This window comes from Streptosporangium sp. NPDC049644 (assembly GCF_040675205.1).
GTDB lineage: Bacteria > Actinomycetota > Actinomycetes > Streptosporangiales > Streptosporangiaceae > Streptosporangium > Streptosporangium fukuiense.
Genome location: NZ_JBFAOJ010000053.1, coordinates 37,216 through 63,659 on the forward strand (window position 1 = coordinate 37,216; position 26,444 = coordinate 63,659).

28 protein-coding genes and 1 tRNA gene are annotated in these 26,444 nt (G+C 69.8%); 5 read left to right on the forward strand and 24 right to left on the reverse strand.

All coding sequences use genetic code 11. From position 1 onward, the window contains the following. Nucleotides 1-574: 574 nt before the first annotated feature. The 4 genes from AB0J58_RS26760 to AB0J58_RS26775 form a co-directional block, all read right to left on the reverse strand. Entirely contained in the window at nt 575-1,510 is a 936-nt protein-coding gene (locus AB0J58_RS26760; RefSeq protein ID WP_364220284.1) for an NAD(P)-dependent oxidoreductase, read from the reverse strand. A 402-nt stretch (nt 1,511-1,912) separates the two neighbouring features. Next, a complete protein-coding gene (locus tag AB0J58_RS26765) occupies nt 1,913-2,218 on the reverse strand; it encodes a DUF2470 domain-containing protein (RefSeq protein WP_343981742.1) in 306 nt (101 codons plus the stop codon). 89 nt (nt 2,219-2,307) lie between these two features. After that, nucleotides 2,308-2,817 (reverse strand): FABP family protein, encoded by a 510-nt coding sequence (locus AB0J58_RS26770; RefSeq protein WP_343981739.1) that lies wholly within the window; start codon nt 2,815-2,817, stop codon nt 2,308-2,310. Between the two features lie 82 nt (nt 2,818-2,899). After that, nucleotides 2,900-3,556, reverse strand: a complete 657-nt coding sequence (locus AB0J58_RS26775; protein ID WP_364220287.1) for a LysE family translocator — start codon at nt 3,554-3,556, stop codon at nt 2,900-2,902. Nucleotides 3,557-3,927: 371 nt separating this feature from the next. On the opposite strand from AB0J58_RS26775, the gene AB0J58_RS26780 reads away from it, so the two are divergent. After that, nucleotides 3,928-4,290: a DsrE family protein gene (locus tag AB0J58_RS26780; RefSeq protein ID WP_364220290.1), complete on the forward strand. Its 363-nt coding sequence runs from the start codon at nt 3,928-3,930 to the stop codon at nt 4,288-4,290. Nucleotides 4,291-4,337: 47 nt separating this feature from the next. Here the strand turns inward: AB0J58_RS26780 and AB0J58_RS26785 are convergent, their stop codons facing one another. The 5 genes from AB0J58_RS26785 to AB0J58_RS26805 form a co-directional block, all read right to left on the reverse strand. Then, nucleotides 4,338-5,054 carry a glutamine amidotransferase gene (locus AB0J58_RS26785; protein ID WP_364220293.1) on the reverse strand — a complete coding sequence of 239 codons (717 nt, stop codon included), beginning with the start codon at nt 5,052-5,054 and terminating at the stop codon, nt 4,338-4,340. Next, on the reverse strand, nt 5,044-6,330 hold the full coding sequence (locus AB0J58_RS26790) for a MurT ligase domain-containing protein (protein ID WP_343981725.1): 1,287 nt from the start codon (nt 6,328-6,330) through the stop codon (nt 5,044-5,046). The genes AB0J58_RS26785 and AB0J58_RS26790 overlap by 11 nt, the downstream gene beginning before the upstream one ends. Before the next feature lie 254 nt (nt 6,331-6,584). Continuing rightward, nucleotides 6,585-9,557 (reverse strand): ATP-binding protein, encoded by a 2,973-nt coding sequence (locus AB0J58_RS26795; RefSeq protein WP_364220296.1) that lies wholly within the window; start codon nt 9,555-9,557, stop codon nt 6,585-6,587. Between the two features lie 277 nt (nt 9,558-9,834). Then, the gene (locus tag AB0J58_RS26800) at nt 9,835-11,784 is read right to left on the reverse strand and encodes a hypothetical protein (protein ID WP_343981719.1); all 1,950 of its coding nucleotides are present in this window, start codon (nt 11,782-11,784) and stop codon (nt 9,835-9,837) included. A gap of 246 nt (nt 11,785-12,030) precedes the next feature. Continuing rightward, complete coding sequence (locus AB0J58_RS26805; protein ID WP_364220299.1) at nt 12,031-12,582, reverse strand: TetR/AcrR family transcriptional regulator; 552 nt, start codon at nt 12,580-12,582, stop codon at nt 12,031-12,033. Nucleotides 12,583-12,642: 60 nt separating this feature from the next. Between AB0J58_RS26805 and AB0J58_RS26810 the strand changes: the two genes are divergently transcribed. Next, entirely contained in the window at nt 12,643-13,671 is a 1,029-nt protein-coding gene (locus AB0J58_RS26810) for a DsbA family protein (RefSeq protein ID WP_364220302.1), read from the forward strand. An 86-nt stretch (nt 13,672-13,757) separates the two neighbouring features. On the opposite strand, the gene AB0J58_RS26815 is transcribed toward AB0J58_RS26810, so the two are convergent. From AB0J58_RS26815 to AB0J58_RS26855, 9 genes are all read right to left on the reverse strand, one after another. Continuing rightward, nucleotides 13,758-14,054: a DUF1416 domain-containing protein gene (locus tag AB0J58_RS26815; RefSeq protein ID WP_343981710.1), complete on the reverse strand. Its 297-nt coding sequence runs from the start codon at nt 14,052-14,054 to the stop codon at nt 13,758-13,760. Continuing rightward, nucleotides 14,054-14,893 (reverse strand): sulfurtransferase, encoded by an 840-nt coding sequence (locus tag AB0J58_RS26820; RefSeq protein WP_343981707.1) that lies wholly within the window; start codon nt 14,891-14,893, stop codon nt 14,054-14,056. Before AB0J58_RS26820 ends, AB0J58_RS26815 begins: the two co-directional genes overlap by 1 nt. A gap of 15 nt (nt 14,894-14,908) precedes the next feature. Beyond that, nucleotides 14,909-15,307, reverse strand: a complete 399-nt coding sequence (locus tag AB0J58_RS26825) for a DUF4395 domain-containing protein (RefSeq protein ID WP_364220305.1) — start codon at nt 15,305-15,307, stop codon at nt 14,909-14,911. A gap of 63 nt (nt 15,308-15,370) precedes the next feature. Continuing rightward, nucleotides 15,371-15,484, reverse strand: coding sequence for a putative leader peptide (locus AB0J58_RS26830; protein WP_364220308.1), 114 nt, complete (start codon nt 15,482-15,484; stop codon nt 15,371-15,373). A 64-nt stretch (nt 15,485-15,548) separates the two neighbouring features. Further along, nucleotides 15,549-15,884 (reverse strand): thioredoxin family protein, encoded by a 336-nt coding sequence (locus AB0J58_RS26835; RefSeq protein WP_364220337.1) that lies wholly within the window; start codon nt 15,882-15,884, stop codon nt 15,549-15,551. 242 nt (nt 15,885-16,126) lie between these two features. Then, complete coding sequence (locus tag AB0J58_RS26840) at nt 16,127-16,945, reverse strand: zf-HC2 domain-containing protein (protein ID WP_364220311.1); 819 nt, start codon at nt 16,943-16,945, stop codon at nt 16,127-16,129. Beyond that, nucleotides 16,942-17,454 carry a sigma-70 family RNA polymerase sigma factor gene (locus AB0J58_RS26845; protein ID WP_030924537.1) on the reverse strand — a complete coding sequence of 171 codons (513 nt, stop codon included), beginning with the start codon at nt 17,452-17,454 and terminating at the stop codon, nt 16,942-16,944. The genes AB0J58_RS26840 and AB0J58_RS26845 overlap by 4 nt, the downstream gene beginning before the upstream one ends. A 48-nt stretch (nt 17,455-17,502) precedes the next feature. Further along, nucleotides 17,503-18,183, reverse strand: coding sequence for a DUF2993 domain-containing protein (locus AB0J58_RS26850; protein ID WP_364220314.1), 681 nt, complete (start codon nt 18,181-18,183; stop codon nt 17,503-17,505). 94 nt (nt 18,184-18,277) lie between these two features. Next, the gene (locus AB0J58_RS26855; protein ID WP_364220317.1) at nt 18,278-18,529 is read right to left on the reverse strand and encodes a MoaD/ThiS family protein; all 252 of its coding nucleotides are present in this window, start codon (nt 18,527-18,529) and stop codon (nt 18,278-18,280) included. Nucleotides 18,530-18,735: 206 nt separating this feature from the next. Between AB0J58_RS26855 and AB0J58_RS26860 the strand changes: the two genes are divergently transcribed. Further along, nucleotides 18,736-19,449 (forward strand): response regulator transcription factor, encoded by a 714-nt coding sequence (locus AB0J58_RS26860; protein WP_364220319.1) that lies wholly within the window; start codon nt 18,736-18,738, stop codon nt 19,447-19,449. Nucleotides 19,450-19,638: 189 nt separating this feature from the next. Here AB0J58_RS26860 and AB0J58_RS26865 read toward each other — a convergent pair whose 3' ends face one another. Beyond that, on the reverse strand, nt 19,639-21,435 hold the full coding sequence (locus AB0J58_RS26865; RefSeq protein ID WP_364220322.1) for a bifunctional metallophosphatase/5'-nucleotidase: 1,797 nt from the start codon (nt 21,433-21,435) through the stop codon (nt 19,639-19,641). A 131-nt stretch (nt 21,436-21,566) separates the two neighbouring features. Between AB0J58_RS26865 and mshD the strand changes: the two genes are divergently transcribed. Next, nucleotides 21,567-22,499 carry a mycothiol synthase gene (gene mshD / locus AB0J58_RS26870; protein ID WP_364220325.1) on the forward strand — a complete coding sequence of 311 codons (933 nt, stop codon included), beginning with the start codon at nt 21,567-21,569 and terminating at the stop codon, nt 22,497-22,499. A gap of 52 nt (nt 22,500-22,551) precedes the next feature. On the opposite strand, the gene AB0J58_RS26875 is transcribed toward mshD, so the two are convergent. From AB0J58_RS26875 to dcd, 3 genes are all read right to left on the reverse strand, one after another. Continuing rightward, nucleotides 22,552-23,556: an inorganic phosphate transporter gene (locus tag AB0J58_RS26875; RefSeq protein WP_343981679.1), complete on the reverse strand. Its 1,005-nt coding sequence runs from the start codon at nt 23,554-23,556 to the stop codon at nt 22,552-22,554. Beyond that, the gene (locus AB0J58_RS26880; RefSeq protein ID WP_030924556.1) at nt 23,557-24,174 is read right to left on the reverse strand and encodes a DUF47 family protein; all 618 of its coding nucleotides are present in this window, start codon (nt 24,172-24,174) and stop codon (nt 23,557-23,559) included. A gap of 533 nt (nt 24,175-24,707) precedes the next feature. Next, on the reverse strand, nt 24,708-25,283 hold the full coding sequence (dcd, locus tag AB0J58_RS26885) for a dCTP deaminase (protein WP_364220328.1): 576 nt from the start codon (nt 25,281-25,283) through the stop codon (nt 24,708-24,710). A gap of 119 nt (nt 25,284-25,402) precedes the next feature. Here dcd and AB0J58_RS26890 point away from each other — a divergent pair. Then, a tRNA-Gly gene (locus AB0J58_RS26890) sits at nt 25,403-25,476 on the forward strand. Nucleotides 25,477-25,635: 159 nt separating this feature from the next. On the opposite strand, the gene AB0J58_RS26895 is transcribed toward AB0J58_RS26890, so the two are convergent. After that, entirely contained in the window at nt 25,636-25,992 is a 357-nt protein-coding gene (locus AB0J58_RS26895) for a helix-turn-helix transcriptional regulator (protein ID WP_364220331.1), read from the reverse strand. Continuing rightward, nucleotides 25,989-26,327: a type II toxin-antitoxin system RelE/ParE family toxin gene (locus AB0J58_RS26900; RefSeq protein ID WP_364220334.1), complete on the reverse strand. Its 339-nt coding sequence runs from the start codon at nt 26,325-26,327 to the stop codon at nt 25,989-25,991. Before AB0J58_RS26900 ends, AB0J58_RS26895 begins: the two co-directional genes overlap by 4 nt. Nucleotides 26,328-26,444: the final 117 nt, after the last annotated feature.

Here is a 26,444-nt window from a genome sequence, read left to right on the forward strand (position 1 = left end):
CCCGCTCCGTCATCGACTGGTCGAGGGATTCCCGCAGCCCCCGCAGCCCGTCCCAGAACCGCGCGCGATCGGTCAGGGCTCCCGGTGCCGGCGAGCCGAGCGCTTCACCGACCGGTTATCGCTTGCCCGCCCCCGCTCCTACCAGCCCGTGTCGGGCCTGGTCAGGGGATCGGCTTCGGGGCCGGAGCCTCAGCTCGGCGGGACGGAGAATATTCATTTGCCTCGGCGGCGTGAGATTTCATAACGTACAGGCACGCCGAAAGGAGGTGGTCCGAACAATGGTTGATCATAGTTGGGCTAGCGAGGTGGCTGTCCGCTAGGACGCCGCGACCGGACTCTGTCCGGGCGTCTGGCGACGTTCGGCGAATCCACGACAATCACCGGAACCCCGGGCCGCCGGGGGCGGGCAATCCCGCCTTTGGTCCACCGGCCCTCCTGCTCAGCCAGGAGGAAGTGGCCCGGGGTTTCCCCTTCCGGCACTCTTCTTTCCAGACCCTCTTTTCTCGTACGCCTCCCGTCAGGCCGCGGCGCACGAACCCGGGACCGTGACACCCCGGGGCGAAGGGGCCTGAGGTCACCGCCGAAAGCCGGGGTTGGCGCAGTGCAGCGGGCCTTCCCCGCCCAGGATCCTGACGATGTCCTCGCAGATCATCCGGGTGTGGTTGATCTCGGTGTCGTAGGTCCCCGAGCCCAGGTGCGGGGTGAGCACCACGTTGTCCATGTCGGCGAGCGGGTGGGACGGGTCGAGCCAGTCCCCGGCGAACCTGTCGAGGGCCGCGCCGCCCAGATGGCCCGCCCTCAACGCTCCGACGAGGGCGTCCATGTCGTGCAGGGCCGCGTCGGAGGTGTTGACGAAGATCGCCCCGGCCCTCATCGCGGCGAACTCCACAGCGCCGATCAGCGGCCCCGCGGACGCGGAGGCGTGTACCGAGACGACGTCGGCCTGGGCCAGCAGGACGTCGAGACCGTACCGGTTCTCCGCCGCCTCGGGGTCGTAGACCATGACGCGCATGCCCAGCCCCCTCATCCGCCAGGCCACCGCGTGGCCGACCGCCCCGTAGCCGATCAGGCCGACGGTCCGGCCCGCGAGTTCCCACGCGCGGTGCCGCCGGTAGGAGACCGTGCCATAACGGATCTCCCGGTCGCCGACCGCCACCCGGCGGGTCACCGCGAGGATCAGGGCGAGGGTGAGCTCGGCCACCGCGTCGGCGTCGCGCCCCGGGGCGCAGACCACGGGAATCCCCCTGTCGGTGGCCGTGCCGAGGTCCACGTTCCCCGCGTCGCCGCGGGCACAGCCCACCACGAGCAGGGGAAGATCCAGTACCGGGCCCGCGACCTCGTCGGACTCGGTGATGAGGATGCGCGCCCCGGTGTCCACGAGCTGCCGGGCGAGATCGGCGGCCTGGTGCGGACTGTGCTCAGCCGGGTCGTAGTGGACGTCGATCAGCTTTCTCAGACGGTCCCACTCCGGACCTCGCATCGGCGCCAGCACAAGGGCTCGCGGTTTCACCGCGCCTCCTTATTTCAGGAAATTTCAGCATCTGGGAGCTTTCCACGAATGCTGCGATCAGTCCTGACATTGACCCGACTGTCACCAACGCCCCATCAGCCTCTCCTGTTTTCGGACTCGCCCCTTTGCAAGCTCCTCCAGCTGGAGGTTTCGGATGAAAATACATTCAAGGTGAGAAAGGCCAGGAAAATCCCACTAATAAGGTCATCCGAATAAAACCCCCGGCCGACGCCGTAATCACCGGCCCCGGCTCCCGACCGGCGTCTCCGGGCGGTGCCCCGAGGCAGCGGAAAGCGAAGGTCCGCGACCGGGATCGGCTCCGGTGACCGGTCCGCCGCCGATCCGCACCATCGCCACGCCAGGCGTCGGCCCGGCGGGGTCCCGGACCGAAGGGACTCCCGGTCAGTGCTCGCCGCGGGCGGGGACGCCAAGGGCCGCGCAGGCGTCCCGATAGAGGCGGACGACCTCCGTACGGACCTGCGCGCGTTCGGTCAGTGTGGTGCTCCACGGAACCCGGACCGGAATCTCACGTCCGCCGACCACGGCGGCGAACTCGATCGCCTCGGCGTCGACACCGGTCGTCGTCGCGCCGGTGGCCTCGGGCTGCCCGCCGAGGCCCCTGCAGATCAGTAGCGCGTCGTCAGCGTGGTCGTCGTTCATGTGGCGCTTGATGGCCTCGACCGCTTCGGGAGGAAAGGGAGTGCTCATTTCCCAGAGCCTAGTCAGCGCCCCGCCTCCGCCACCCCCGGGTGCGGGCAGGAGCGCTCATCGGGCGCCCGGCTCGCCCCTTCGGGGATTCATCCGGCGTCGGGAGCGAAGTCACCGACCCGCTTGAGCTCGGCCGAGATGTGGGACTGGAGCGGCTGCCCCATGGCAGCCATGTCGTACGCCCACATCAGGTTGCCGTTGACCAGGCCGTAGAGGCGGTGGCCTCCGGTGTACTCCTTGGCGGTGGCGGTGCGGGCCACCACGTCGGTGTGCAGTTCGATCTTGTGAAAGACCACCTCGCCGACGTAGACCTCCACGATGCCCGTGGGATGTGACAGGCACACCTCCAGCTGGCGCCCGGGGAGCTGACGCCAGAAACCGGTCTCGACGCCCAGCGGACGGACCTTCTCGCCCGCCTCGTCGAGCAGCCAGGTGCGGCTGCTGTAGGTCAGGAACGGCTTGCCGTTGTGGCCGAAGACGATTTCCTGGCCGAAGTTGAAACTCTCGATCGTCGGATATCCCCCGACTCCGGCGCCTTCCCACACGCCCACGAGGAAGGCGATCGGCTCAAGATCGGGATGCAGTTCGGGAACGTCCATGGGTCCGAGCCTAGGCCCTGTCACGCGACGCTCGCCGTGGCGAGGGCCGGTCGGACGCTCGCCCGGCTCCGGCGCGGGCGCGTCAACGGCTCTCGACGGCCACCCGCAGGCCGAGGGTGACGAGGACCGTGCCGCTGACCGCGTCCAGCCGACGCCGGACCACCGGGCGGCGGAACCACGCGCCGGCCCGCCCGACCACGGCCGCCAGCGCCAGATACAGGAGGGTCTCGATGACCACCTGGAGCACGGCGAGCAGCGCGGTCGTGGCGAACAGCGGCCGGCCGGCCGGTACGAACTGCGGGTAGAACGCGATCATGAAGGCGGCGGCCTTCGGGTTGGCCAGCATCACCACCGATCCCTCGCCGAACGCCTTCCACCAGGTCGGCGCCGCCCCGGGCGCCGGGTCCGCGACCGCGACCTCCTCGGCCGCCCCGCTCGTTCCCCGCCCGCGCCACGCCGAGCGCCAGGCCCTGATCCCGAGGTACAGCAGGAAGCCCGCGCCCACCACGCGCAGGACGAGGAAGGCCACCTCGGAGGCGGCCACCAGGGCGGCGAGCCCGGCGGCGGCGAGCAACGCCCACAGATACAGGCCGGCCTCCAGGCCCAGCACCGTGGGCACCGCGCCGGAGAAGCCGCGCAGGGCCGCACGGCGCAGGATCAGCGCCATCGCCGGGCCGGGCGAGGCGGAGATCAGCACCACGGCCAGCACGAAGGCGGGCAGGGAGGATACGAGGTCCATGAGGGTCATCGTGGTCGTTCGCATGCCGTCCGTTCAACGGGTTTCGCGGAACGCGGCGGCTGCGCGCCGCTGCGACCGAAACGATCACTGGACCGGTAACCGTCCGGCTACGGGTGAGAGTGATCGGCCGCTCCGACGGCGCACGATCCACCGTGGCTTCCGCACGTCCTGGTGCCGATCAGGATGTCCACGGCTCCTTCGAACCCATTGATCGTTTCCGGTCACGGCACCGGCAGGGCGGCGAAGGGAGCGGCGGCGTGCCGCGCCGACCGGCGACAATGCGGCGAGTGGGCGAGAAATCCGGGAAACACGGCCCGGAGCCGCCCTGATATGGTTCGCGCCCGCGAGGCGGACCCGCATAGGCTTCGGGCATGGCACGATCACTGGTGATCAAGGTTACCGCCGGCGAAGACTCACCCGAGCGCTGCAACCAGGCGTTCACGGTGGCCACGGCGGCGTTGGCGAGCGGAGTCCCCGTCTCGCTCTGGCTGACCGGCGAGTCCTCGTGGTTCGCCCTCCCCGGACGGGCGAAGGAGTTCACCCTCCCGCACGCCGTCCAGCTCGGCGACCTGCTCGACGCGGTGCTCGCCGGCGGCAGGGTGACGCTGTGCACCCAGTGCGCGGCCCGGCGCGACATAACGGTCGACGACGTGATCCAGGGCATTCGCATCGCGGGCGCCCCCACGTTCGTCGAGGAGGTCCTGGGCGAAGGCGTCCAGGCTCTCGTCTACTGAACGCGTCCTCCGGCCACCCGGCAATGCCGGACGGCCGGTTTCCGGCGTCAGCCGGGTAGCACCGCGGCCAGGCGCTCCTCACGGAGGCGCTCGAACCAGGAGTCGTCGATCGGCGGCAACTGGGCACCCACCGCCCAGGTGAGCAGCAGGTCGGCGAGGCCGGGGTTACGGGCGAGCGCCGGACCGTGCAGGTAGGTGCCGACGATCTTGCCGGTGTAGCAGCCCTCGGTGCCGTCGCCGTTACCCGTGCCGACCGCCGTATGCGCCAGCGGCCGGACGCCGGGTCCGAGCCGGGTGACGCCCATGTGGTTCTCGAAGCCGGTCAGCGTCGGGATGCCGAGCGCCGGGTCCGCCTCCCCGGCCAGCTCGCCGACGGCCCGGCCCGCGCCACGGCCGCTGGAGATGTCGATCAGGCCGATGCCGTCGACCGGCTGCCCCTCCTCGCCGCCGAAGGTGGTGCCCATGATCTGGTAGCCCGCGCACACGGCCAGCAGGGCCGCGCCCCGCTGGACGGCCCGGTGCAGGCCGCCGTCACGCCGAAGCCGCTCGGAGGCCAGGATCTGCGGCCGGTCCTCGCCGCCGCCGATCAGGTAGATGTCACCGCTCTCCGGGACCGGGTCGGCCGAGCGCACATGCACGGTCTCGACCGGGATGCCGCGGCGCCGGGCGCGCTGCTCCAGGACCAGGACGTTGCCCTGGTCGCCGTACGTGCTCAACAGGTCCGGATAGATCCAGACAAGGCGTAGAGCGCTGTCAGACTGCACGACCGAACTCCGATCGAATCTGCTGGAAGGCGGTGTAATTGGCGATCACGTCGACCTTGCCCGGCGGTTGCGCGCCGAGCGCCTGCTCGAACGATCCGGCCAGCTGGAACGGCACGTCCGCCACATCCAGCCGGAGCGCGAGGTCGAGCCGCCGCTCGCCGGTCACGAAGACCGGCCGGCCGCGCAGCACGCGGTAGTCGACATCCCACAGCCATGAGGTGTCGCGGCCGTCGGGGCCCTGGGCGTTGACCGAGAGGATCACCGGCAGCGAGGAGTCGAGCACGTCGAAGGCCTCCAGCCAGCCGGCCGGGTTCTTGGCCAGCAGCAACCGGGCGTGCCGTCCGCCGCGCTCCACGGTGGTGTAACGGCCGGCGACCGACCTGACCTCGCGCAGCCGGGGCAGCGCCCGTTCGACCGGCAGCCCGAACGCCTCGGCGGTGGCCAGCGCTATCGCCGCGTTGGCCCGGTTGGCCCGCCCGGGGAGCTGGATGTCCAGCACCCAGCGCTGTCCGCGCGGGTCGATCACCGCGTCGTCGTCGAGCACCCAGGACGGCTCAGGCCGCCGGAAGGTGCACTCGCGGCAGGCCCAGTCGTTCTCCCCGGCCTGCGAGGAGGCGCCGGAGCCGAGGCTGCCCGGCGGAACGTACTCCATGCCCTTGCGGTCGAGGGGGCCGCCGCACTCGGGGCAGCACCAGGAGTCCTCCTTCCACGGCTGCCCGGCCGACACCCAGGTGACCGAGGCCGCGGTGGAGGCGCCCCAGGTCACCAGCGGGTCGTCGGCATTGGCGATCACATGGGTGTTCTTGCCGGCCAGCGCCCGCCGCCACTTCTGGGCGAGCAGCCAGATCTCGCCCGCCCGGTCCATCTGGTCCCGGCTGAGGTTCATCAGGCAGATGACCCCGGCGCCGGTGGTGTCGATCACCTCGGGCAGGTACTTCTCGTCGACCTCAAGCACCCCGTACGGGGCGTGCTTGGCCGACGACAGCGCCGAGACGTGCCCGGCGGGCATGTTGGCGCCGAAGGCGTTGGTGGCGACGTCGCCGAGATCCGACAGTGCGGAGGTGATCAGGCGGGTCGTCGTGGTCTTGCCGTTGGTCGCGCTCACCAGCGCGAGCTTGCGGTCGCGTGCCAGCTTGCGCAGCAGGTCGGGCTCCAGGAGCATGCTGACCCGGCCTCCGATCACCGACCCGTCTCCGCGTCCGGTGACCCGGGACAGGGTCGCGGCCGTCCGGCCGAGAGCGGTGGCGAGCTGCGCCCGCAGCGGAAGCTGAGTCATGCCGTCTCCTCGCGTGGCGACCGTTCGCGGGACGACCCGGCGGCCTGCCGGCCCGGCCGCGGAGCCGGAATCGCCGAATCGTTCATGCCGCAGATCTTAGCCGGGCTTCGGCACCCCAACCCCCGGGCGGCACGTCACACGCCCCGGCCGGTGCGGGGTGAAGGCCGCAGACCAGACCGTTCTCACCATACGGCGGGAACGAACTCCCCAGGCTCCACAGCGGGAAATGTGGCCGGATGTCCCCCGGCCACATCTCACTGCTCGGCGAAGACGAGTTCGACGGGTTCCTGCGAATCGGCGTCGAACGGCAGCACGAACCGGTGTGGCCAGGACAGCACGCTCTCCAGCCAGCCCGCCCCCATCGTCTGGGCCACGTGCCGGAGCCGCTCGGCCGGGTCGATGCCGATGGTGACCGTGAGGATGTCGCGCTCCACACTCTCGCGCTCGTCGTCGCCGAGGATCACCCGCCAGGCCAGTTCCCGGTTGCGGTCCACCTCCATGGAGAGCGGGTGGTGGCGGAGCGCCTTGGCCCGGTGGCCGAGCAGCTCGGGGCCACCCGCGGGACGGTTGAACAGGGCGTACTCCATGACCGGTGCGGAGCCGCGCGGGTTGGGCGCGGGCTGGCCGTGCGGGAAGAGCCGGTCCACCTCGTGCAGCCACCGGACCTGCGGAATGACCCAGGCGGGCCCGGGACGCTCGCCGGGGTCGCGGTCGGGACCGAGCAGCCTGGTCGCGATCGCGGCGACCTGCTCGGTCAGCGTGGCCGGGTCGTGGACGGTGCGCAGCGACCACGCGCGGCGGCCCACGCACCGTTCGGCGGTGGTGGCCAGCAGGCATTCGCGCCGTCGTGCCGGGAGCTCCGCCCAGAGGTCGGCCAGCGCCCGGGGCACCCCGGGCGCCGGCCTGTTGGTACAGAACGCCAGCACCAGCGTGTCCGTCCAGATCCGCAGCCAGGCCCACTCGGGCGCCTCGGCGAGCAGGTCCGCCTCGCGCAGCTCGACCAGCGTGCACGCCCGGCCGTTGCGGCACTCCTGCCCGCACGCCGCCGAGCGGCGGCCGCAGATGGGCGGCGTGTGGCCGGGGACCGGGCGCTCACGGTCCTCGCCCAGCGGCACCTGGATGCGGAGCGGCCGGTCCATGCCGTCGGCGAAGACCGCGGCGACGCCGGGCGGGAGCGAGACGACCTGCCGGGACTGTTCCTCGCTCAGGTTCGTCGCCGCCCCGACCAACCGGCGGTCGTCCTCGGCGGGGAGCCTGTGGATGACCTTCAGCGCGGTGTTCTTCACGACGTCGGAGACCAGTTTCGTGGGAATCTGCTCGGCGACCACGATGCCCTCGCCGTACGCGCGGATCTCGGCGAGCATGCCCGCCAGGAGCTCGACGGCGTGCGTGCTGGCCCGCCCCGCGCCCCGGTCGCGGAGCAGCCGGTGCGCCTCCTCGATCACGATGACGTGCTTCAGCCCGCTGCTCCGCTCCTTCCTGGCCCGCATCCGCAGGTGCTCCACGATCCGGATGATCAGCGTGCCCATCAGGAACGCCTTGTCCTCGTCGTTGGCGACGTCCTCGATCGCGAGCACCACGTTGCGCTGGAGCAGGTCGCCGATGTCGGCGGGGTGTCCGCCCTCGAAGAACCGGCCGGCGGAGCCGACCCGGAGCGACCGCAGCCGCAGCGAGATGAAGCCCTCCACGTCGGCCTGGACCTCCCGCCCGTAGCCGATCTCCTTGATCACCTCCATCGCGTGCCGCTGCAGCTGTTCGAGGGTCGGCACGGCGGGCCGCACGGCGGCGCCGGGAGCGGCCCAGCCGGTGACCACGTCCCACCCGTTGGCCTCGTACACCCGCTGCAGGGCGAGCGACATGATCTGCGGGAACGGCTCCTCGGCGTCGAAGGCCGCCATGAACAGCGCCCGGACCATGTCGATGTGGGCCTGGACCGGATAGCCGGGTTCGGGAGCGAGCGGGTTCACGCTGAACGGCACGCTCTCCGGGGCGGACGGGTTGATCACGGTCACCGGGGCGAGGTGCTCGATCCGGCCGCCCATCGAGGCGTACTCGGACTTCGCCGGCTCGATGGCCAGCCACGGGACGCCGGCGCCGGTGAGCGCCTCCAGCAGGTGCCTGACGGTCTGGGACTTGCCGGAGCCGGTGGCGCCGGTGACGAACGCGTGCCGGTTGAGAGTGGCCAGCGGGACCCTGAACGAGCCGACCGGCCTGTCCTGGCCGTCGAGGATGGCCCCGAGCTCGACGGCCGTCGCGCCGGGCGCGCTGTCGGCCTCGCTGGTCACGTCGAAGAAGCCTGCGTCGAGCACCCGTACCCCGGGCACCTCCCGGTGCGGCAGCCCGGCGAGAGCGGCGAGCGCCCCGGCGGTGGCCGCGAACGGGGCGGCGGCGCCGTCCGCCGGATCCTGCAGGGTCACCGCCAGCGCCTCGGCGAAACCGTGTACGGGACCGGACAGCGCGCTGCGCAGGCGGTAGGGGTGGTGGCTCATCTCGGCGGAGCCGACGAGCACCGGGGCGATCTGGCGCAGTTCCTCGGGGCCGGCGGCCCCGGCCAGCAGTCGGACGTTCCACAGCCCCGCCTCGCGGAAGGCGTCCAGTTCCTGCATGCGCCGCTCGGCCCGCTCCGCGTCGTAGCGGGAGCGTTCGGAGGCGTCGCCGTACTGCCGCAACACGTTGAGCTGGGTGCGCAGGTGCGCGACCTCGGCGTCCAGCAGGTCGGTCTGCTCGGCCACCACCAGCCAGGCGAACGGCCGGGACATGAGCGTGACCAGCGTCGACTCGAAAAGCGTGGGCCGCCTGATCTCGTCGGCGTCCGGCTCGCGACGGCCGCCGAGCGGCGGGGCCTGCCGGCCGGGGCAGACGGTCCACACCAGGTCGGACAGGTCGCGGAGCCACTCGTCGCCGATCCGGACGCCACGGGCACCGCTGGGAAAGAGCAGCGGCTCGGGGCCGCCGGGGGCGTGCTCGACCTCGGTGGCGGCCCTGCGGGGCGGGCGCGGCGGAGTCAGCGGCCCCGCGTTGGTGATCAGCTCCAGCGGGGCGCCGGATCCCCGGGAGAGCCAGCCGACCACGAAGGGCCGGTTGCGCTGGGCCGTGGAGAGCACGGCGGGCAGGACCGTGACGAAGTCCCACTCGGCGGAGGAACTGCGCGAGGGCGCTGTGATCGCCTGGATTCTGTACCAGGGACCGGTCAGGGCGTTGGGCGGACGGGACACACTTGGCTGCATTTGGTCTCCACCCGGGGGACCCGGCTCCAGGCCGGAGGGTTGACGCTTCACGGATCACTCCGCCATACCGGCCGACGCGTAATCGGGGGTAGGTCACCCCCGTAACCACGGTCGAACCTGACTCGGGGCTCGCACCTCCACATTGACCATCCCATTACGACATACGGACGCCCCGTTGGCATGCCCGGCGATACCGTCCCCGACGGGATCATCGCTACCCGGATCCCCACCGGCCGAATCCCCGCCCGCCGACTCGTCGGCGGCGCGGGCCCGGATCTCATTGGCGGCGGCGCCAGTCGAGCCTCGCCGGGGGCGGGCCGAGGTTGGGCGGCGCGTCCTCGAACGGGCTCGGCTCGCGTGGCTCGGCCTTGCTCTCCTGCACGCGCTCCAGCACGGCTTCCTTGATCTCGTCGAACTCGCCCAGCGTCGTCTTGGGGAAGGTCAGTATGGCCGGATTGGCATCGGCGAGACGGACCCTGCGCCCCTGGGCGGTGGCGTCGGTGACGATCACCGAGGTGGTGGGAAGCTGCTGGAGCTGGTGAGGCTCGACGAGGAACTCCCGGGAGCGGTGCAACACCCGCTCCGTCTCCCCCATCGCCTTGGTCGCGCGACGGCCCCACTCGGTGGAGAAGGTGATGTCCTCCTTGAGGTCCGCGCGGCTCACGTCGCGCTCGTCGTCGCCCTCCTCCGCCTGGCCGACCGTGGAGATGTAGCCGCCGTCCATGCCGGCCCCGGCGGCACTGATCGTCTCGGTGAGCTGGGCGAGCTCCAGGCGGTGCTCGGTGCCGACGTGCTCGCTGGCGATCCGGGCGTCCTCGGCGTTGCCGAGCCGCATGAACGCGACCGCCGCGTGCCCGCGCCCGAGCCGTTCCCGCACGGTCGGGGTCAGCGAGCGATAGGTGAGCACCAGCCCGGTCCTGGAGGTCTCGCAGGCGTCCATGAGCCGGTCCAGCACGTCACCGCGGAGCTTGTCCGCGCCCGCGACGATGATCGTGTGATACCAGGGCCGCTCGGAGGCGGGCGACTGGCGCAGGATGTGGGTCAGCGCGGTGGCCACGTACGTGCCGAGGACACGGTTGCCGAACACGCCCGCCTGGCGGTCCATCGACACGACCCGCAGGCGGGCGGGCGGCAGGCGCACCGCCTCCGAGCCGAGGGTCTCCAGCTTGCGCAGCTGCGACTCCAGCGCCCAGGCCCGCTCGATCACCACACGGTCGCTGACGCCGCGGCCGAAAAGCGTGCCGATCCGCTCCAGCTGGGTGGCGGTGATCAGTCCGCACCGCAGGTCCTCCCGGGGGTCGCCGACCTGGGCCAGGGCCCGCAGCGCGGCGGTGACCTGGTTGATCGTGGCACTCTCACCGAGGACTTCCAGCACCCGCTCCAGGATCGCGTTGTCGAACGACAGGTCCCTGGTCGTGCGGTGCTCCTCGCTGACGCTCACCACGTGGGCGAGGACGTCGGCGAACGCCTCGGGGGCCAGCGTGGCCCCCAGGTCGAGCTTGGCGAGGTCGACCGGCAGCACCCAGACCAGCGGGTCGTCACCGCCCCTGCGCGCCAGCTCGATCAGGTCCTTGGCGATCGCCCCCTCGGACAGGTCGAGCACGGTCAGGTGGCCACCGCTGTAGAGGCGGGTCGCGCCGAGCAGGGTGATCAGCGCCGACCAGCCGGGCAGCGTGCCGCCGGCCACGTCGATCCGGTCGATCTCGTCGGGCACGGCCACCGCGTACCAGGTCAGCTGGCGGTCGTGGCGCTCCTTCTTCTCGGCCCACTCCCGGTAGCGGGCGGCGTGCTCCTCCTGGGCGGCGAAGAGCTCCCTGTCCCGCTCCTCCCGTAGCCGGTCACCGGCCACCTCCCGCTCCCTGATGCGGTGGCGGACCGCCCGGTCGCCCTGGTGGACGGCGTAGCTGCAGAACACCGCGATGCCACCGGCGGCGATCACCCCGACGGCGGCGAACGACCAGCTCAGCATCTCGGTGAGGCCGAGGACGAGGATCAGCGTGGCGAGCGCGGCCATGAAAGCACGGACGATCTTGACCGGCCGGTTCAGCAGGTCCTCGTTGAGGCGCTCCCTGCGCACCCACTCGGGGTCGACGGGCTCCGCGGGACTCTCCACCGGCGAGGGTCGCTTGGGAGCCGGACCTGGATCCGGGTGCAACAGCGCATACTGCCAGCCCAGGTAGATCCGGTCCGCCTGGAGTTGCGCATGCTCGGGATGCACGTCCGCCACGGAACCCCTCCGCCGTCGGGCTCATCGGAAGCCTCTGAGACAGCGTAAGAGTTCGACATCATATTCGGGCAGCGTTCCCGTCAATCCGCCGTATTTTCCCCAGCTTTACCACCACTTGAGGGATCGACGAGCCGGGTGGGACGGACGTCACCGATCACCGTCGTCGCCCCCGTGCTTCCTCCCCGAGGGGCCGGCGCCGAGGATCGCCGGACCGGTGTCGTCCGCTCCCGGCCGCCGGGGTCCGGATCAGCGGATCAGGTTCCATGCCATCGCCGCGATCTCCTCGGCCGGGCGGGGCGGACGCTCTCCCAGCCAGTACGTGAAGAGCCCGACCAGCGCGCCCGCCACATGATGGGCGTGGATCTCCGGTGGCACCTCGTCGTGCCCAGGGGGCCGGGAGCCCGCCGCGAAGGGACCGCTCAGCTCCGCGGCCAACGCCTCGCGCAGCCGCGCGCAGAAGCGGGCGCTGCCGGATGGCCCGAGCATCCGCCGGTAGAGCGGGGCTCGCTCACCGACGTGCTCGAACAGCGCGACCAGCGGCGCCGGCACCGGCCCCGGCTCCCGGTAGGGACACCGCGCGGCCTCGGCGGCCAACTCCTTGATCGCGACCTCCATGGCGTCGAGCACGAGATCGTCGCGGTCACGGTAGTGAACGTAGACCGTGGCCCGGTTCACCCCGGCCAGCTGGGCGATCTCGGCGACGGTGACCGAGTCGGGATCCCGTGCGGCGGCCAGCTCCAGGGCGGCGGAGCGCAGCAGGGCGCGGGTTCTGCGAATTCTGGGATCGTCTCCGGGCACACCGTCGACTTTAAACGACACCTGTCGAATAAACGACGCCTGTCGTTTGTTATGGCGGCCATGAAGCGCATCGAAGTCTGGGCCGACATGGTCTGCGCGTGGGCCTACATCGGCAAGCGACGTCTGGAGCAGGCCGACCTCGGCGAGGACGTGGAGATCGTCTGGCGTCCGTACCTCATCGACCCGACGGCTCCGGCGCGGTCCGAGCCGCTGCGGGACGCCCTTCGCGACCCGGTCGCCGAGGGGGCCCTGCGGGCCTGCCACCCCGTCCTGACCCCGGCCGAGAACCGGGCCCGGGTCTCACGCGTCGCCGCCGCGGAGCGGATCGGCGAGCACGCCGGCGACGGCGGGCGGCGCTGGGGAGCCGTGTGGCGGGCGAACACCTTCGACGCCCACCGGGTCATCGCCCTCGCCTACGGCCGCGGCGGCGCGGCGCTCCAGGGCGCGGTCGTGGAGCGGATCCTGCGTGCCCACTTCATCGAGGGCTCCGACATCGGAGACCGCGACACGCTGGCGGCGCTCGCCGCCGAGGCCGGACTCGGGGGCATGACCGAGGCGCTGGAGCGCGGCGAGGGGGCGGCAGAGGTCCGCTCCGAACTGCTGCGCGGCAAGGCCGTCGGCATCGCCACCTCGCCGACCTTCGTGGTGGGTGACACGGCGGTCGCGGGCGCGCAGCCGCCCGAGGTCCTCGCCGACCTGGTGCGGCACGCCGCCCCCCGGCGGGAACTCCCCGACGAGGTCAGGTGGCTACGCCAGGCCGAGGCCCTGCTGGATGTCAGAGACCCCCTCGGTGCCCTGCGGACCCTGGAGCCGCTGATGGCCGAGCACGGCGACGATCCCGCCGTCCGCCTGCTGGCGGCCCGCGCCTACTTCGGTTCGGCCCAGCTCGGCCGGGCGAGCGAGACGCTGGAATCGCTGCTGGAGCGCACTCCCGGTGACCACTACGCCCGGTTCCTGCTGGGCAGGACCCTCGAACGCGCCAACCGCCACCCCGAGGCCCTGCCACACCTGCGTCTGGCCGCGGCCATGTCCCCCGAGCCCGAATATCTCGACACCCTCCACCGCGTCGAGCACCGGCTGGCCGGCTGACCTGCCTTAACAGAAAGACCGGCACTCCCCTGGGGGAGTGCCGGTCCCTCTTGTCGAGCCGGCTCGGCGTGCGTCGGACCCGAGGGTCAGACGGACACGGCGAGCTGGGTGACCTCACCCAGGCGGGCCTGGGCTGGAATGTCCTTGGTGACGCCGCCGCCCGCGATGATGCGGACGGTCCAGTCACCGGGGGCGGCGAAGAAGCGGAAGATTCCCTCCTCGGACACCACGACCTCGCCGGTGAACTCACCGGAGTGGTCGAGCAGACGGGCGTAGGCCGTGCCCGCGCCCGTGACCACGCCCTGGATGACGGCCTGGCTCGCAAGATCGATCCCGGCCGGAAGGGCAACCGTCTGTTCCGGAGCAGCGCAACCCTGAGTCATTATCGAGCCTCTCCCAGTTCGATCGGCACGCCGATGAGCGAGCCGTACTCGGTCCATGAACCGTCGTAGTTCTTGACGCTGGCCTGGTCGAGGATCTCGTGCAGCACGAACCACGAGTGGGCCGAGCGCTCCCCGATGCGGCAGTAGGCGATGGTGTCCTTGGCGAAGTCGACACCGGCGCCCTCGTAGAGGGCCTTGAGGTCTTCGTCGGACTTGAAGGTCCCGTCGTCGTTGGCGGTCTTCGACCACGGGATGTTGCGGGCGGTGGGCACGTGGCCACCACGCTGCGCCGCCTCCTGCGGGAGGTGGGCGGGCGCGAGCAGCTTGCCGGTGAACTCGTCGGGCGAGCGCACGTCGACCAGGTTGAGCTTGCCGATCGCGGCGACGACCTCGTCGCGGAAGGCACGGATGGACAGGTCCTGCTCCGTGGCCTTGTAGGTGGTGGCGGAACGGCTGGGAACGTCCTTGACCAGCTCGCGGGAGTCAAGCTCCCACTTCTTGCGGCCACCGTCGAGGAGCTTGACGTTCTCGTGGCCGTACAGCTTGAAGTACCAGTACGCGTAGGCGGCGAACCAGTTGTTGTTGCCACCGTAGAGGACCACGGTGTCGTCGTTCGCGATGCCCCGGGCGGACAGCAGCGCCTCGAAGCCCTCGCGGTCGACGAAGTCACGGCGGACCGGGTCCTGCAGGTCCTGCTTCCAGTCGACCTTCACGGCACCACGGATGTGGCCCTTGTCGTATGCGCTGGCATCCTCGTCCACTTCAACGAGAACGACACCGGGAGTGTCGAGATTGGCCTCGACCCAGTCGGCGTCGACCAGGACGGCGGAGCGGCTCATTTTGATCCTCCAGGATCATCGTGCGGCGGGTAGTAGGCGGCGAATGATCAAAAACATCTCGCAGCCGAGACAGAAGCCGAAGGCGGCGTTGAGAAATCCGGCGAAAAGTGCCGCCGCGGTGGCCCCGAGGGCCAGCGGCGTGATCTGTGCGACGTATCCGACCAGGCCCACCAGGGCGAAGGCGAGTCCGACTCCCTGCGCGAAGCGCGGCGGGCGGGCGTCCTCCAGCTCCTTCGGAGGGCTTTTCACTATCCCTTTGAAAACCATCCCGTACGGCGAGAGGCCAAGAACGCCCAGTGCGAACACCACGGCCTGTGCGGCCAGCAGCCACGCGCTGCCCGTCACGAGGACGAGCGCGAGCACGACTGTCGTGACGGCCGCGGTGAAGCGGAGAGCTCGGGGATCAGCTTGCATCGCTTGATGCTCCTGAAGGGTCGTGCAGATCGGTGCGGCTCGGCGGCCGCTTGAGATCGCCCTTTAGGAAATACGACAGAGCGCGGTGGTCACGCGGCAGAAATCAACCGCGCGCCGCTTTGTGAGCAGCTCTGTCGTGGAGTTCATGCCCACGACAGTACCCCGGTGTCCCGCCATCTGTCACATCCCTGTCCAATTTCTGAGACGTGATCGTTCGAGGAACGATAGGGTGCCCCGTTCATCACTCGATCACCAGACCGAGAGCGCCGATGACGTCGGCCTTCCTGGGCTGGCCGGAGGCTCGCCGCACCACCCGTCCCGACGGGTCGAGGACGAGGACGGTGGGGGTGCGCAGAATGTTCAGCGACCGGACCAGATCGAGGTGGGACTCCGCGTCGATCTCCACGTGCGCGACGCCGGGCACCATCCCCGCCACCTCGTCGAGGATCCGCCGGGTCGCCCGGCACGGCTGGCAGAAGGAGCTGGAGAACTGCACCAGCGTGGCCCGCTCCCCCAGCTCCGCGTGGATGTCGCCGGACGTGAGCCGCTCCACCTCGCCCCTCACCTCCCGCGCCACCCCGTTCCGCCGCCGTACCGCCACGCCCACGAGCGTGGCGAAGGCGAGGGTGACGACCACCACCGTCAATCCGGTCACGGAACACGACAACAGGCGGGCGCCCCGAGCCATTCCCGGGCCGTTCCCGCGCCGCTCACGTATCCGGCCCCGTTTCCGCGCCCCGCCGGAACGCCCCTCGCCCGGAACGCTCCCGCACGGACCGCCCTGGCCCGCCGCGCGGCCCCCGGCGGCGCCGGACAGGCTCAGCGGGCGTCGACCGTGAGCAGCACCCGTCCCTCGGCGGTGGAGATCTCGAACGACGTGATGCGCTCCGGCGGGATCGTCGTGGTGCCCGTGAAGGCGCCCGACTCGTCATAGGCGGCCCGGTTGACGGTCCAGTTGCCCGCCGTCTCCCTGACACCGCCGTCCCCGATCACGTCCAGCCGGCAGCGCGTGCCCTTGGCCACACCGGTGAGCACGACCTTGACCGTGGTCGCCCCCTGCCCGGCGGAGGCGGTCAGCACCGCGCGGACCGTGCCGTCGCTGTCCCTCCCCGTGACCCGCAGGTCGCTCGGGGCGAGCAGGAGCTGCGAGTCGGCGCTGGGAGTGGGAGCGGCCTTGGCCCTGGCGTCGGGCACGGATGAGGCCGAGAAGGGCTCGGCATGTTCCTGAACGCCCTGCTCCTGGGAGCTCCGGTCCGCCGCCGACGATTCGGGCGCGGCGGGTCCGGCGGCCGTCATGACGTCATCCGGGGACTGGACGACGGCCCAGATGGTCCCGCCGCCGAGCCCGGCCACCAGGACCGAGGCCGCCAGGCCGAGCATCAGCCGGGTGATGCGACGCCGCTTGACCTTGGCGCTGAGCAGCCGCTCCAGCACCGCCGTGGGCGGGCTCGCCACCTGCGCCACATCGTCCTCGGACACCCTGCCGAGGAACGTCGCCACCCCGCTCAGCTCGGCGAGCTCCGCCGCGCACTCCGTGCACTCGGCGAGATGGGCCTCGACGAGCACGCGCTCGTCCGGCTCCAGGGCTCCGAGCAGGTAGACCCCGAGCGACATCCGTACTTCGTCACAGGTCATCATGGCGCGAGCCCCCGCTCCTCCAGCGCCAGCTTGAGCGCCCGAAGCGCGTAATACGTGCGCGACTTGACCGTTCCGGCGGGGATGCCGAGCGACGCGGCCGCCTCCGCGACGGATTTCCCCTGGTAGTAGACCTCGGCCAGCACCTCACGGTGCTCGGGCCGCAGTGCGGCCAGCGCCTCGGCGACCGCCCACGACTCCACCGCCCGCTCCAGCTCGTCATCGGCGGGCACCACGGCGAGCGCCTCGTCGCCCGTCTCCGGCGGGCGTGCCTTCCGGGCCCGATGCTGGTCGACGACGAGATTGCGGGCCACGGTGAACAGCCACGCGCGGATGGAGCGGCCGGCGAACGCGTTCGGATGGCGCCAGGCCCGCAACAGCGTCTCCTGCACGACATCCTCCGCTCTCCCCGAGTCGCCCGTCAGCCGCAGCGCGTAACCGTAGAGTGGCCCGCCGTGCTCGTCGAAGAGCGCTCTGACGAGCTGCTCGTCGGCGGTTCCGGCTTGACTCACATCCCCACGACGTACGGCGGGACGATCCGGTTCAGACACGGGGCACGTTCAGCCCCGCAGAGGCACGTCGGAGGCCTCACCCGAGATGCGCAGGCCCTCGGGCGTGACCTTGATGTCGGTCAGCTTGACGTCGTACGGCAGCTTTCCGAGCGGGATCCGGAAGTTGATGAACCGCTCGGGCTCTGGCACGGGGATGCCGCCGCCCAGGGTCACCTTCTCGGGGACGAGTTTCAGGCCGCCCTCGACGATCTCGACCTTCAGCGCCGCCTTCACCGGCACCTTCTGCCCCAGCACGGTGATCTCCCCGCTGACGTTGAGCGCGTCGCCCGCGACACCGACCTTGATCCCGCGGGGCGCCCGCCGGCTGAGCGTCTCCAGCGGGACGACCACCGATCCCACCACGCGCTCGGCGCGCATGTCGACCTGCTGGGGGCGGAGCACCAGGTCCGCGAGCGGCGCGGTGACCCCGTAAAGGGTGAAGTCGACGCTCGACAGCGCGACACCCGAGACGGTCATCGCGCCCGCGGCGACCTTGACCTCCTCGTAGCGCCCGGCGACCGCCTGGGTCAGGAAGGGGATGCCCTCGATGGTGACCTCGGGCGGGGACTCCAGGTCGTACTTGGCCGTCGCCTGCGTGGCGATCTCACGCTGGACCCCCGCGACGGCGACCCTGTCCAGGATCGCGACGAGAACGAGCAGCAGGACCAGAAAAGCGATCAGCTTGCGCATCCGACTCCCTGTTCATTCTCCGGCCCGAGGGGTGCCCATTCGCGTGCTCTCCCCCTGTAATCCTGTACGAAACTCCGTGCCGGCGAGCACCCGATCAACCTCCCGCGAAGGGCGGGAGCACCTCCACCGTCGCCCCCTCGGCCAGGACTATCGCCTCGTGCGCCCGCCTGCCCACCGGGTCCCCGTTGACCAGGAACGACGACCGCCTCAGCACGCGAGCCAGCTCTTCACGACCCGGTGTGATTTTCGTCATCAGCTCGGCAAGGGTCTCGGCCTCGAAAGACTCCTCCGCGATGCCCGCCGCGTCCTTGGCCGCGGCCCAATATCTGACAGTGCCCGTCGCCACCTGTGAACCAACTCCTCGAACATACACAGGGTTACCATGCCATTACGGCGAATCCACTCGGAGAACCGGTGTTCACCAGGTGGACCTTCGCTGGACGCTTACTCCTCGTGGGTTATCCTCACGTACTACGGGACCTGGGCAACGTAGCCCCCGGGTCCTTACGTGTTTGTACGGCTATCGCCGACATGACGCGGGAAGGAGGCATTGTGAGCAATCTCCTACTGCTCACCAACGCCCTTGAGCCCTCGACTGAGGTGCTCCCGGCGCTGGGGCTGCTGTTGCACTCGGTACGTGTCGTGCCCGCGGAGGCGTCCGCCCTGCTCGACGCCCCGCCCGCCGACGCGATCCTGGTGGACGCGCGCCGCGAGCTCGTCCAGGCCAAGAGCCTGTGCAGGCTGCTCCGCACCACGGGCGTTTCCTGCCCTCTGATGGTAATCGTCACCGAGGGCGGTCTCGCCGGGCTGACCGCGGAGTGGGGTGCCGACGACGTCCTCCTCGACAGCGCCGGCCCCGCCGAGGTCGAGGCACGCCTGCGGATGGCCGTGGGCAGGCTCAATTTGGCCGCCGCCGAGGAGGTGCCGGACGAGATCCGCAACGGTGACCTGTCGATCGACGAGGCCACCTACACCGCTCGGCTCCGCGGCCGCGCGCTGGATCTGACCTTCAAGGAGTTCGAGCTCCTGAAATACCTGGCGCAGCACCCGGGCAGGGTCTTCACCCGCGCCCAGCTCCTCCAGGAGGTCTGGGGATACGACTACTTCGGCGGCACCCGTACCGTGGACGTCCACGTCCGACGGCTCCGCGCCAAGCTCGGCGCCGAGTACGAGGCACTGATCGGAACGGTCCGCAACGTCGGCTACCGGTTCGTCCCCGAGCGCGGCAACGAGGCCGTCGAGGAGCGCGAGCCCGCCCGCCAGTAGGACAGGGCACTCCGGCCGCGATCGGCACCGGCCTCTCTGAGCTGGCAGGTCGGCTGCCGGCCGGTGAGTCCGCGCGTCCGCGGCCGTACAGGCGCCCGCGAGACCCGTGGGCACGGGTTCCCGGCGTCACGCCAGACCCACCGGAGTCGTCCGGCAGGTCTGACGCGCGCGTCGCGCCTTTCGCCCCTGTTACGGAGCGACCGTGATGTGGTTGGGAACCGGGGGCGTGATCAACGGGTTCGCCGCGAAGTGGGCGGCGAAGGCGTCGATGTCGAGCGGGCCGCTCCACAGGTCGGTGCCACCGGTGAAGGCGGCGAACGCGTCACCGCCGCCGACGAGGAAGTTGTTGGCCGCGACCCTGATCGTCTGGGTGTCCGTCACGTCGACACCGTCGATCCTCATCGCGGAGATCTTCGACCCCCACGGCGCGCTCGTGCTGTAGGTGTAGGTGAAGTTCGACGAGGGCTGCAGGATCTTGGTGAACGCCTGGGCGTTGGGGCCGCCGGTGAACTGCTGCTCCAGAACGGTCTTGAGCTGCGCACCGGTGAGCGTGACCACCTGCATGAGGTTGTTGAACGGCTGGACCGTGAACGCCTCGCCGTACGTCACCACCCCGTCGCCCTCACCGGCGGGTGAGCCCGCATAGGTGAGGCCGGCCCGCACGCCGCCCGGGTTCATCAGGGCGATCTGGGCGTTGCCGCCGGTCCTGGTCGCGGCGAGCTGGCCGTCGGCGATCAGGTTGCCCAGGGAGGACTCGCCGGACGCGGACGCGGTGTTGGTGATGTCCGCGGTGATCTTGCCGATCGGCCGGTTGGCCACCGGCGCGACCCGGTCCTTCCACGTCTGGACGAACGCGCTGATCTCCGGGTCGGGGGTGACGGTCCTGGTCACGACCTGGTTGTCGGCCACCACCGAGGAGCGCACGACGTCGCGGGTCTTGACGTCCACCTGGAAGTCGACCTTGGTGATGACCCGGCCGAAGGAACCGCCCTGGCTGTAGAGCCGGCCGGCGCCCTTGGGGTCGGTCACCGTGCACAGGTAGGCCTGGTGGGAGTGGCCGCTGAGGATCATGTCGACCTCGGCGTCGACCTGCGTGGCGATCCGGTTGCCCGCGCCCGGCTGGGCGCTGCAGCTGTCGGGCGACTGGCCCGCGGTCACCTGGTCACCCTCGTGGACGAGCACGACCTGGGCCTTGACGCCAACGATCTTGAGGAGCCTGGAGGCGACGTTCGCGGCCTTCACCTCGTCGATGAAGTCGAGGTCCTTGATGCCCTCGGAGGTGACGATGCTCGGGGTGCTACCGGTGACCAGGCCGATGAAGCCGATCGGCACACCGTTCATCCAGCGGATCGCGACCGGGGGCAGGGCCGGGATGCCGTAGTCCTTGAGCAGGGCGCGCAGCGAGGCGGTGTTCGTCCCGCCCAGGGCGTCCAGCGCCTGCTTCTCCGCGCCCTGCGCCGGCCGCTTGAAGACGACGTTGGCGCCGAGGTAGCTGTAGCCCGCGCCCTTCCACCTGCCCGCGGGCGAGCAGCCGTCCACCGGGTGGCAGCCACCGTTCATGATCCGCTTGAGCTCGGCGTACCCCTCGTCGAACTCGTGGTTGCCCACGGCGGAGGCGGTGACGCCGACCTTGCCGAGGAACTCCACCGACGGTTCGTCGTGGTAGGCCGCGGAGATCAGGGGGGTCGCGCCGATCAGGTCGCCCTGGGCGACCTTCAGCGTGTTCTTGTCGGACAGCTGCTTGAGGTGGGTGGCCACGTAGGCGGCACCTCCCGCCTCGACCGTGGCGCCGGTCTCGTCGACCATGCGGCCGGAGGAGCCGGTCGGCGGTTCGAGGTTGCCGTGGAAGTCGTTGAGGGAGAGCAGGCGGACCGGCACCGTCTTGGCGGGCTTGTTGCCCGCCTCGGCCGGCCCTGTCGCAAGCGTGACACCGGCCCCGGCGAGCACGCACGCCATGGCCAGCCGCAGGAAGGAACGAGACATCATGGTCCACGACACTAAGGGGACTATCTGTGCAAGGAATGTCCGAGAGATAACGATTAACCCGACCGGTAGCTGGCGGCTTTTGCCAGTCCCCGGTGCTCTCACGAGACGTGCCCCCGCCTAGAGTCCAGAACATGAACGCGCGTGTTGAACACCGGGGAGCACTCGGCGAACAAGAGGTGTCCGAGGTCCTCACGGTGGTGGATGCGGCCACGAAGGCCGACGGGGTCCGGCCACTCAACGAACATGTCATGCTGCACCTGCGCTACGGCGGCGACGAGCGGGCCGGAGCCGTGCTCCTGTACGCCGGGGACGACCTCGCGGGCTACGCCCACCTGGACCCGACAGACCCCGTCGAGGGGCCCAGCGGGGAGTTGGTCGTCCACCCGGCGTTCCGCGGGCGGGGATACGGACGGCGGCTGCTGCGGGCCGTGCTCGACCGCGCCGGCGGGCACCTGCGTCTGTGGGCGCACGGCGGACACCCGGCGGCCGACGCCCTCGCCCTGTCGGAGGGGTTCGAAAGGGCGAGGTCGCTGTGGCAGATGCGCCGCCCGCTCTCCGCCGACATCGGTGCCTTCGACCTCCCCGAAGGCGTACGGCTCCGCACCTTCGAACCCGGCACCTCGGACCAGGAGGCCTGGCTCGCCCTCAACGCCAAGGCCTTCGCCGACCACCCGGAGCAGGGCGCGTGGACGCTTGACGACCTCGGGCTGCGCGAGCGGGAACCCTGGTTCGACCCGGCCGGGTTCTTCCTCGCCGTACGGCCCGGCGGCCCCGAGGGCCGCGACCGGCTGGTGGGTTTCCACTGGACCAAGGTGCACGGTGACGGCGACCACGCGCACGAGCCGATCGGCGAGGTCTACGTCGTCGGCGTCGACCCCGCCGAGCAGGGCGGCGGCCTGGGCAGGTCGCTGACCCTGGCGGGCCTGGCCCACCTGCGCTCGCGAGGCCTGACCCACGTGATGCTGTACGTCGACGAGAGCAACTCGGCGGCGATCCGCCTGTACCGGGGACTGGGCTTCACCCGGTGGGACGTCGACGTGATGTACCGGAAGGACACCGCCTGACGAACCTGAGGTGGACCAGGTCCCCCCCGAGGGATCTGGTCCACCTGGAGTACTACTCGATCATCCAGTGCAGCGCGAAGTAGGACAGCGCGGCGACGAACGCGGCGGCCGGGATCGTGAGGACCCAGGCGGTCACGATGTTGCCCGCGACGCCCCAGCGCACGGCGGAGAGACGCTTGGTGGCGCCGACGCCCATGATCGCGCTGGTGATCGTGTGGGTGGTGGAGATGGGGGCACCGAAGCCGATGGCCGCGGTGTAGAGCACCGTCGCGGCGGCCGCCTCCGCGGCGAACCCCTGCGGGGGGTCGAGCGCGATGATCCGTCGGCCGAGCGTCCGCATGATCCGCCAGCCTCCCGCGTACGTGCCGAGCGAGATGGCCGTGGCGGCGGCGAGGATGACCCACTGCGGGATCGGGTCCCCGTCATGCTGGTAGCCGCCGACCACGAGGGCCAGGAAGATGACGCCCATGGTCTTCTGCGCGTCCTGGAGGCCGTGGCCCAGCGCCATCGCCGCCGCGGAGATGGTCTGCGCGTGCCGGAAGCCCCGGTTGGTCTTCGAGGGCTGGGAGCGCCGGAACCCCCACAGAATGCCGATCATGATGAGCCCGGCGAGGGTGAAGCCGATCACCGGAGACAGGATCATCGGGATGACGACCTTCTCCACCACCCCGTCCCAGTGGACGTTGCTCGCCGAGGCGAGCGCGGCGCCGACCAGGCCGCCGATCAGCGCGTGACTGCTTGAGGAGGGGAGCCCGAAGTACCAGGTGACGAGGTTCCAGGTGATCGCGCCGACCAGGCCCGAGCCGACGATGACGAGGCCGTGGCTTCCCTGTGGAGCGTCGATGATGCCTTTGCCGACGGTCGCGGCCACCTGCGTACCGAGGTGCGCTCCCAGGAAGTTCATGGCCGCGGCCATGAAGAGCGCGGCCCTCGGCGTCAGTGCGCGCGTTGAGACGGAGGTCGCGATCGCGTTCGCGGCGTCGTGGAAGCCGTTGGTGTAGTCGAACACCAACGCTACGACCACCACGCCGATGACGAGTGCGAGCGTGAGATCCACTTAGCTTTCCTTGACCGCGATCGACTCGATCGTGTTGGCCACGTGCTCGAAGGCGTCGGCGGCCATCTCGAGCTGATCGATGACCTCCTTCATCTTGAGGACGGTCAACGCGTCGTACTCCCCGCCGAAGAGCTTGGCGAGAAGGCGGCGGTAGACCTGGTCGGCCTGGTTCTCAAGCCGGTTGATCTCGATCCAGTACTCGTTGAGGTTCTTCATCGAGCGCAGCCGCGGCATCGCCTCGGCGGTCAGCTCGGCGGCACGTTCCAGAACCTCGACCTGCCGGACCACCTCTTTGGGAAGGTGATCGATCTGGTAGAGGACGATGAGGTCGGCGGCCGCCTCCATGTAGTCCATCACGTCGTCGAGGTTCGAGGCGAGACGGTAGATGTCCTCGCGGTCGAAGGGGGTGATGAAGCTCTCGTTGAGCCGGTTCATGATCGCGTGAGTACGCTCGTCGCCGGCGTGCTCACATGCGCGCATCTTCTCGGCCAGAGCTTCCCTGTCCGATCCGTCACTGATGATCTCTACCAGCAGACGGGACGCTGTGACGAGGTTGTTCGCCGAATCCGCGAACAAGTCGTAGTAGCTGTCCTCACTTGGTGTGAGACGGAGGCGCACGTCGTTCTCCAGATGTGCGGGGATGGTCCGCAGAGAAGGGTACGGGTTACCAGCGGAAATACGAACTTCACCCGCTAGACATGCACTCTTCCCGATGTCGCTACCCGGCGACACACAGCTTGAGGCAGCCTTGAGGGCATCTTTCCGATGACCGTTTTGCTGGTTTTCGGCCACAGTATGACGAAGACAGGCCAAGTATGGGACTTCTCCACCCCTGAACGCCATCCGGCACCTTCCCCGTACTCCCCCCGGAAACCCCCGCTTCCGGTGCGCTTCCCGCACGGTTCACCAAGGTCGCCAGGGTTCGCGGGGCTCCGCGAGGAATCAGGGTGATTTCCATCACGGTAGCCCGCTGAACCGCGTTTTGGCTGCTCACAGCAGCTTCGTCCGCAGCCCCCCTCCCGTGGCCGCTCGCCCCTCAGAGTCCCCGGGCGCCCCCTTCCGCAAAGGGTTCACCCCACCCACTCCGGCATGAAAGTTCACTTTGAATTCACCGTTAGTTCACCTTGAGCGGAGAATCCGCCTCCCGGGCCTCAGATCGGCGTCCGGTGGAAGTTGAGGTACGAACGGCTCGGCGTCGGCCCCCGCTGCCCCTGGTAGCGGGATCCGTACTTCTCCGAACCGTAGGGATACTCGGCCGGCGAGCTGAGCCTGAACATGCAGAGCTGGCCGATCTTCATCCCGGGCCAGAGCTTGATCGGCAACGTGGCGACGTTGGAGAGCTCAAGTGTGACGTGCCCGCTGAAGCCCGGGTCGATGAACCCGGCCGTGGAGTGGGTCAGCAGGCCGAGCCTGCCCAGCGAACTCTTCCCCTCCAGCCGCGAGGCGATGTCGTCCGGCAGCGTGACGACCTCGTACGTGCTCGCCAGCACGAACTCCCCCGGGTGCAGGATGAACGGCTCGTCCCTCTCCGGCTCCACCATCCGCGTCAGATCGGGCTGCTCGACCGCCGGATCGATGTGCGGGTACCGGTGGTTCTCGAAGACCCTGAAGTAGCGGTCCAGGCGTACGTCGACACTGGACGGCTGGATCATCTCCGGCTGGAAGGGATCGATCCTCACCCTCCCCGTCTCGATCTCGGCAACGATGTCACGATCGGAAAGCAGCACGTGAGGCAACCTACCAACGCAGCCCCGTCCCGGGAGCGCCGGTACGACCCACGATCCCGCTTTCCACAGTGGACGAGAGCCACCCAACTTCCGCTACAGTGGTGGGGCGGCACACCGCTGCGGGTGTAGTTCAATGGCAGAACATCAGCTTCCCAAGCTGACAGCGCGGGTTCGATTCCCGTCACCCGCTCCAAGACCGAAGGCCCAGATCAAGAATCTGATCTAGAGCTGGGCCTTTTCTCGTTCCCCTGGCGCTGACGACTCCCGAGCAAGCCTGTCGCGGCTGAAGACAGCTACCACGGAAGAAGCAGCGGAAGCCTACGGACTGAGCCTCGAATTTGCCGCCTGCAACTTATGCGTTCGCGAGCTGTCGGTGATGCACCGTTAGAGGCTCGATTTCAGTGGTGTCGTCGTCGACGACGAGCTCGACGCGGAAGCGAACCCCCATTGCCGCGCCAAGGCGCAGCAGTGTCGTTATATCCGGAATGCCGCCACCACCCTCGATGCGAGACAGGGCGGGCTGGGACATCCCGGAGCGCTCCGCTACGACCTTCTGAGACAAGCCTCGGCGCTTACGAATCTCACGCAACTGGTCTCCGAGCTCCAGGTCGCGGCCCGCCTGCTCGTATTCGGAGTGGGACTGCGCGTCCGCTTCCATCTCGCGCAGACGCTTCGCCTTGTAGGTTTCCCAACGGCTGTGACCCATCATGCGCTCCTCTCGAACACGTGCGTGGTGGTTAGGTCGTGCTCTGCCTCACACCGCTTCTTAGCAGCGATCGCTCGGTCGACGTCGGCACTCTGCGTCCCGTCCTGTGTCTTGCGGAAGACCGTCAGGACCACAATCACCTTGTTGGAAGGCTTCCAGAAGGTCAACCGCCAGGTCGTGCGGTCAAGAGCAACACGCAGCTCGTGCACGCCTTCGGCATCCTTCAGCTTCTTCACGTGATCCCCATCAGCGATGCCACCAGTGAGGAGGTAGTCGTCCACGTTCCGCATAACCCGCTGGTAGAGCGGAAAGGGAAGTCCATCCAGCCAAGACTCCACCTCCGGCTCTAGGTCGATCTCCCACTGAGGTGATCTCAGCGACTTTCACGTCAGGTAGCCATGTTCGAAATGGGTGAGAACAAGCGCGGCTTTGACGATGTCGCCGATTCTGCTGGG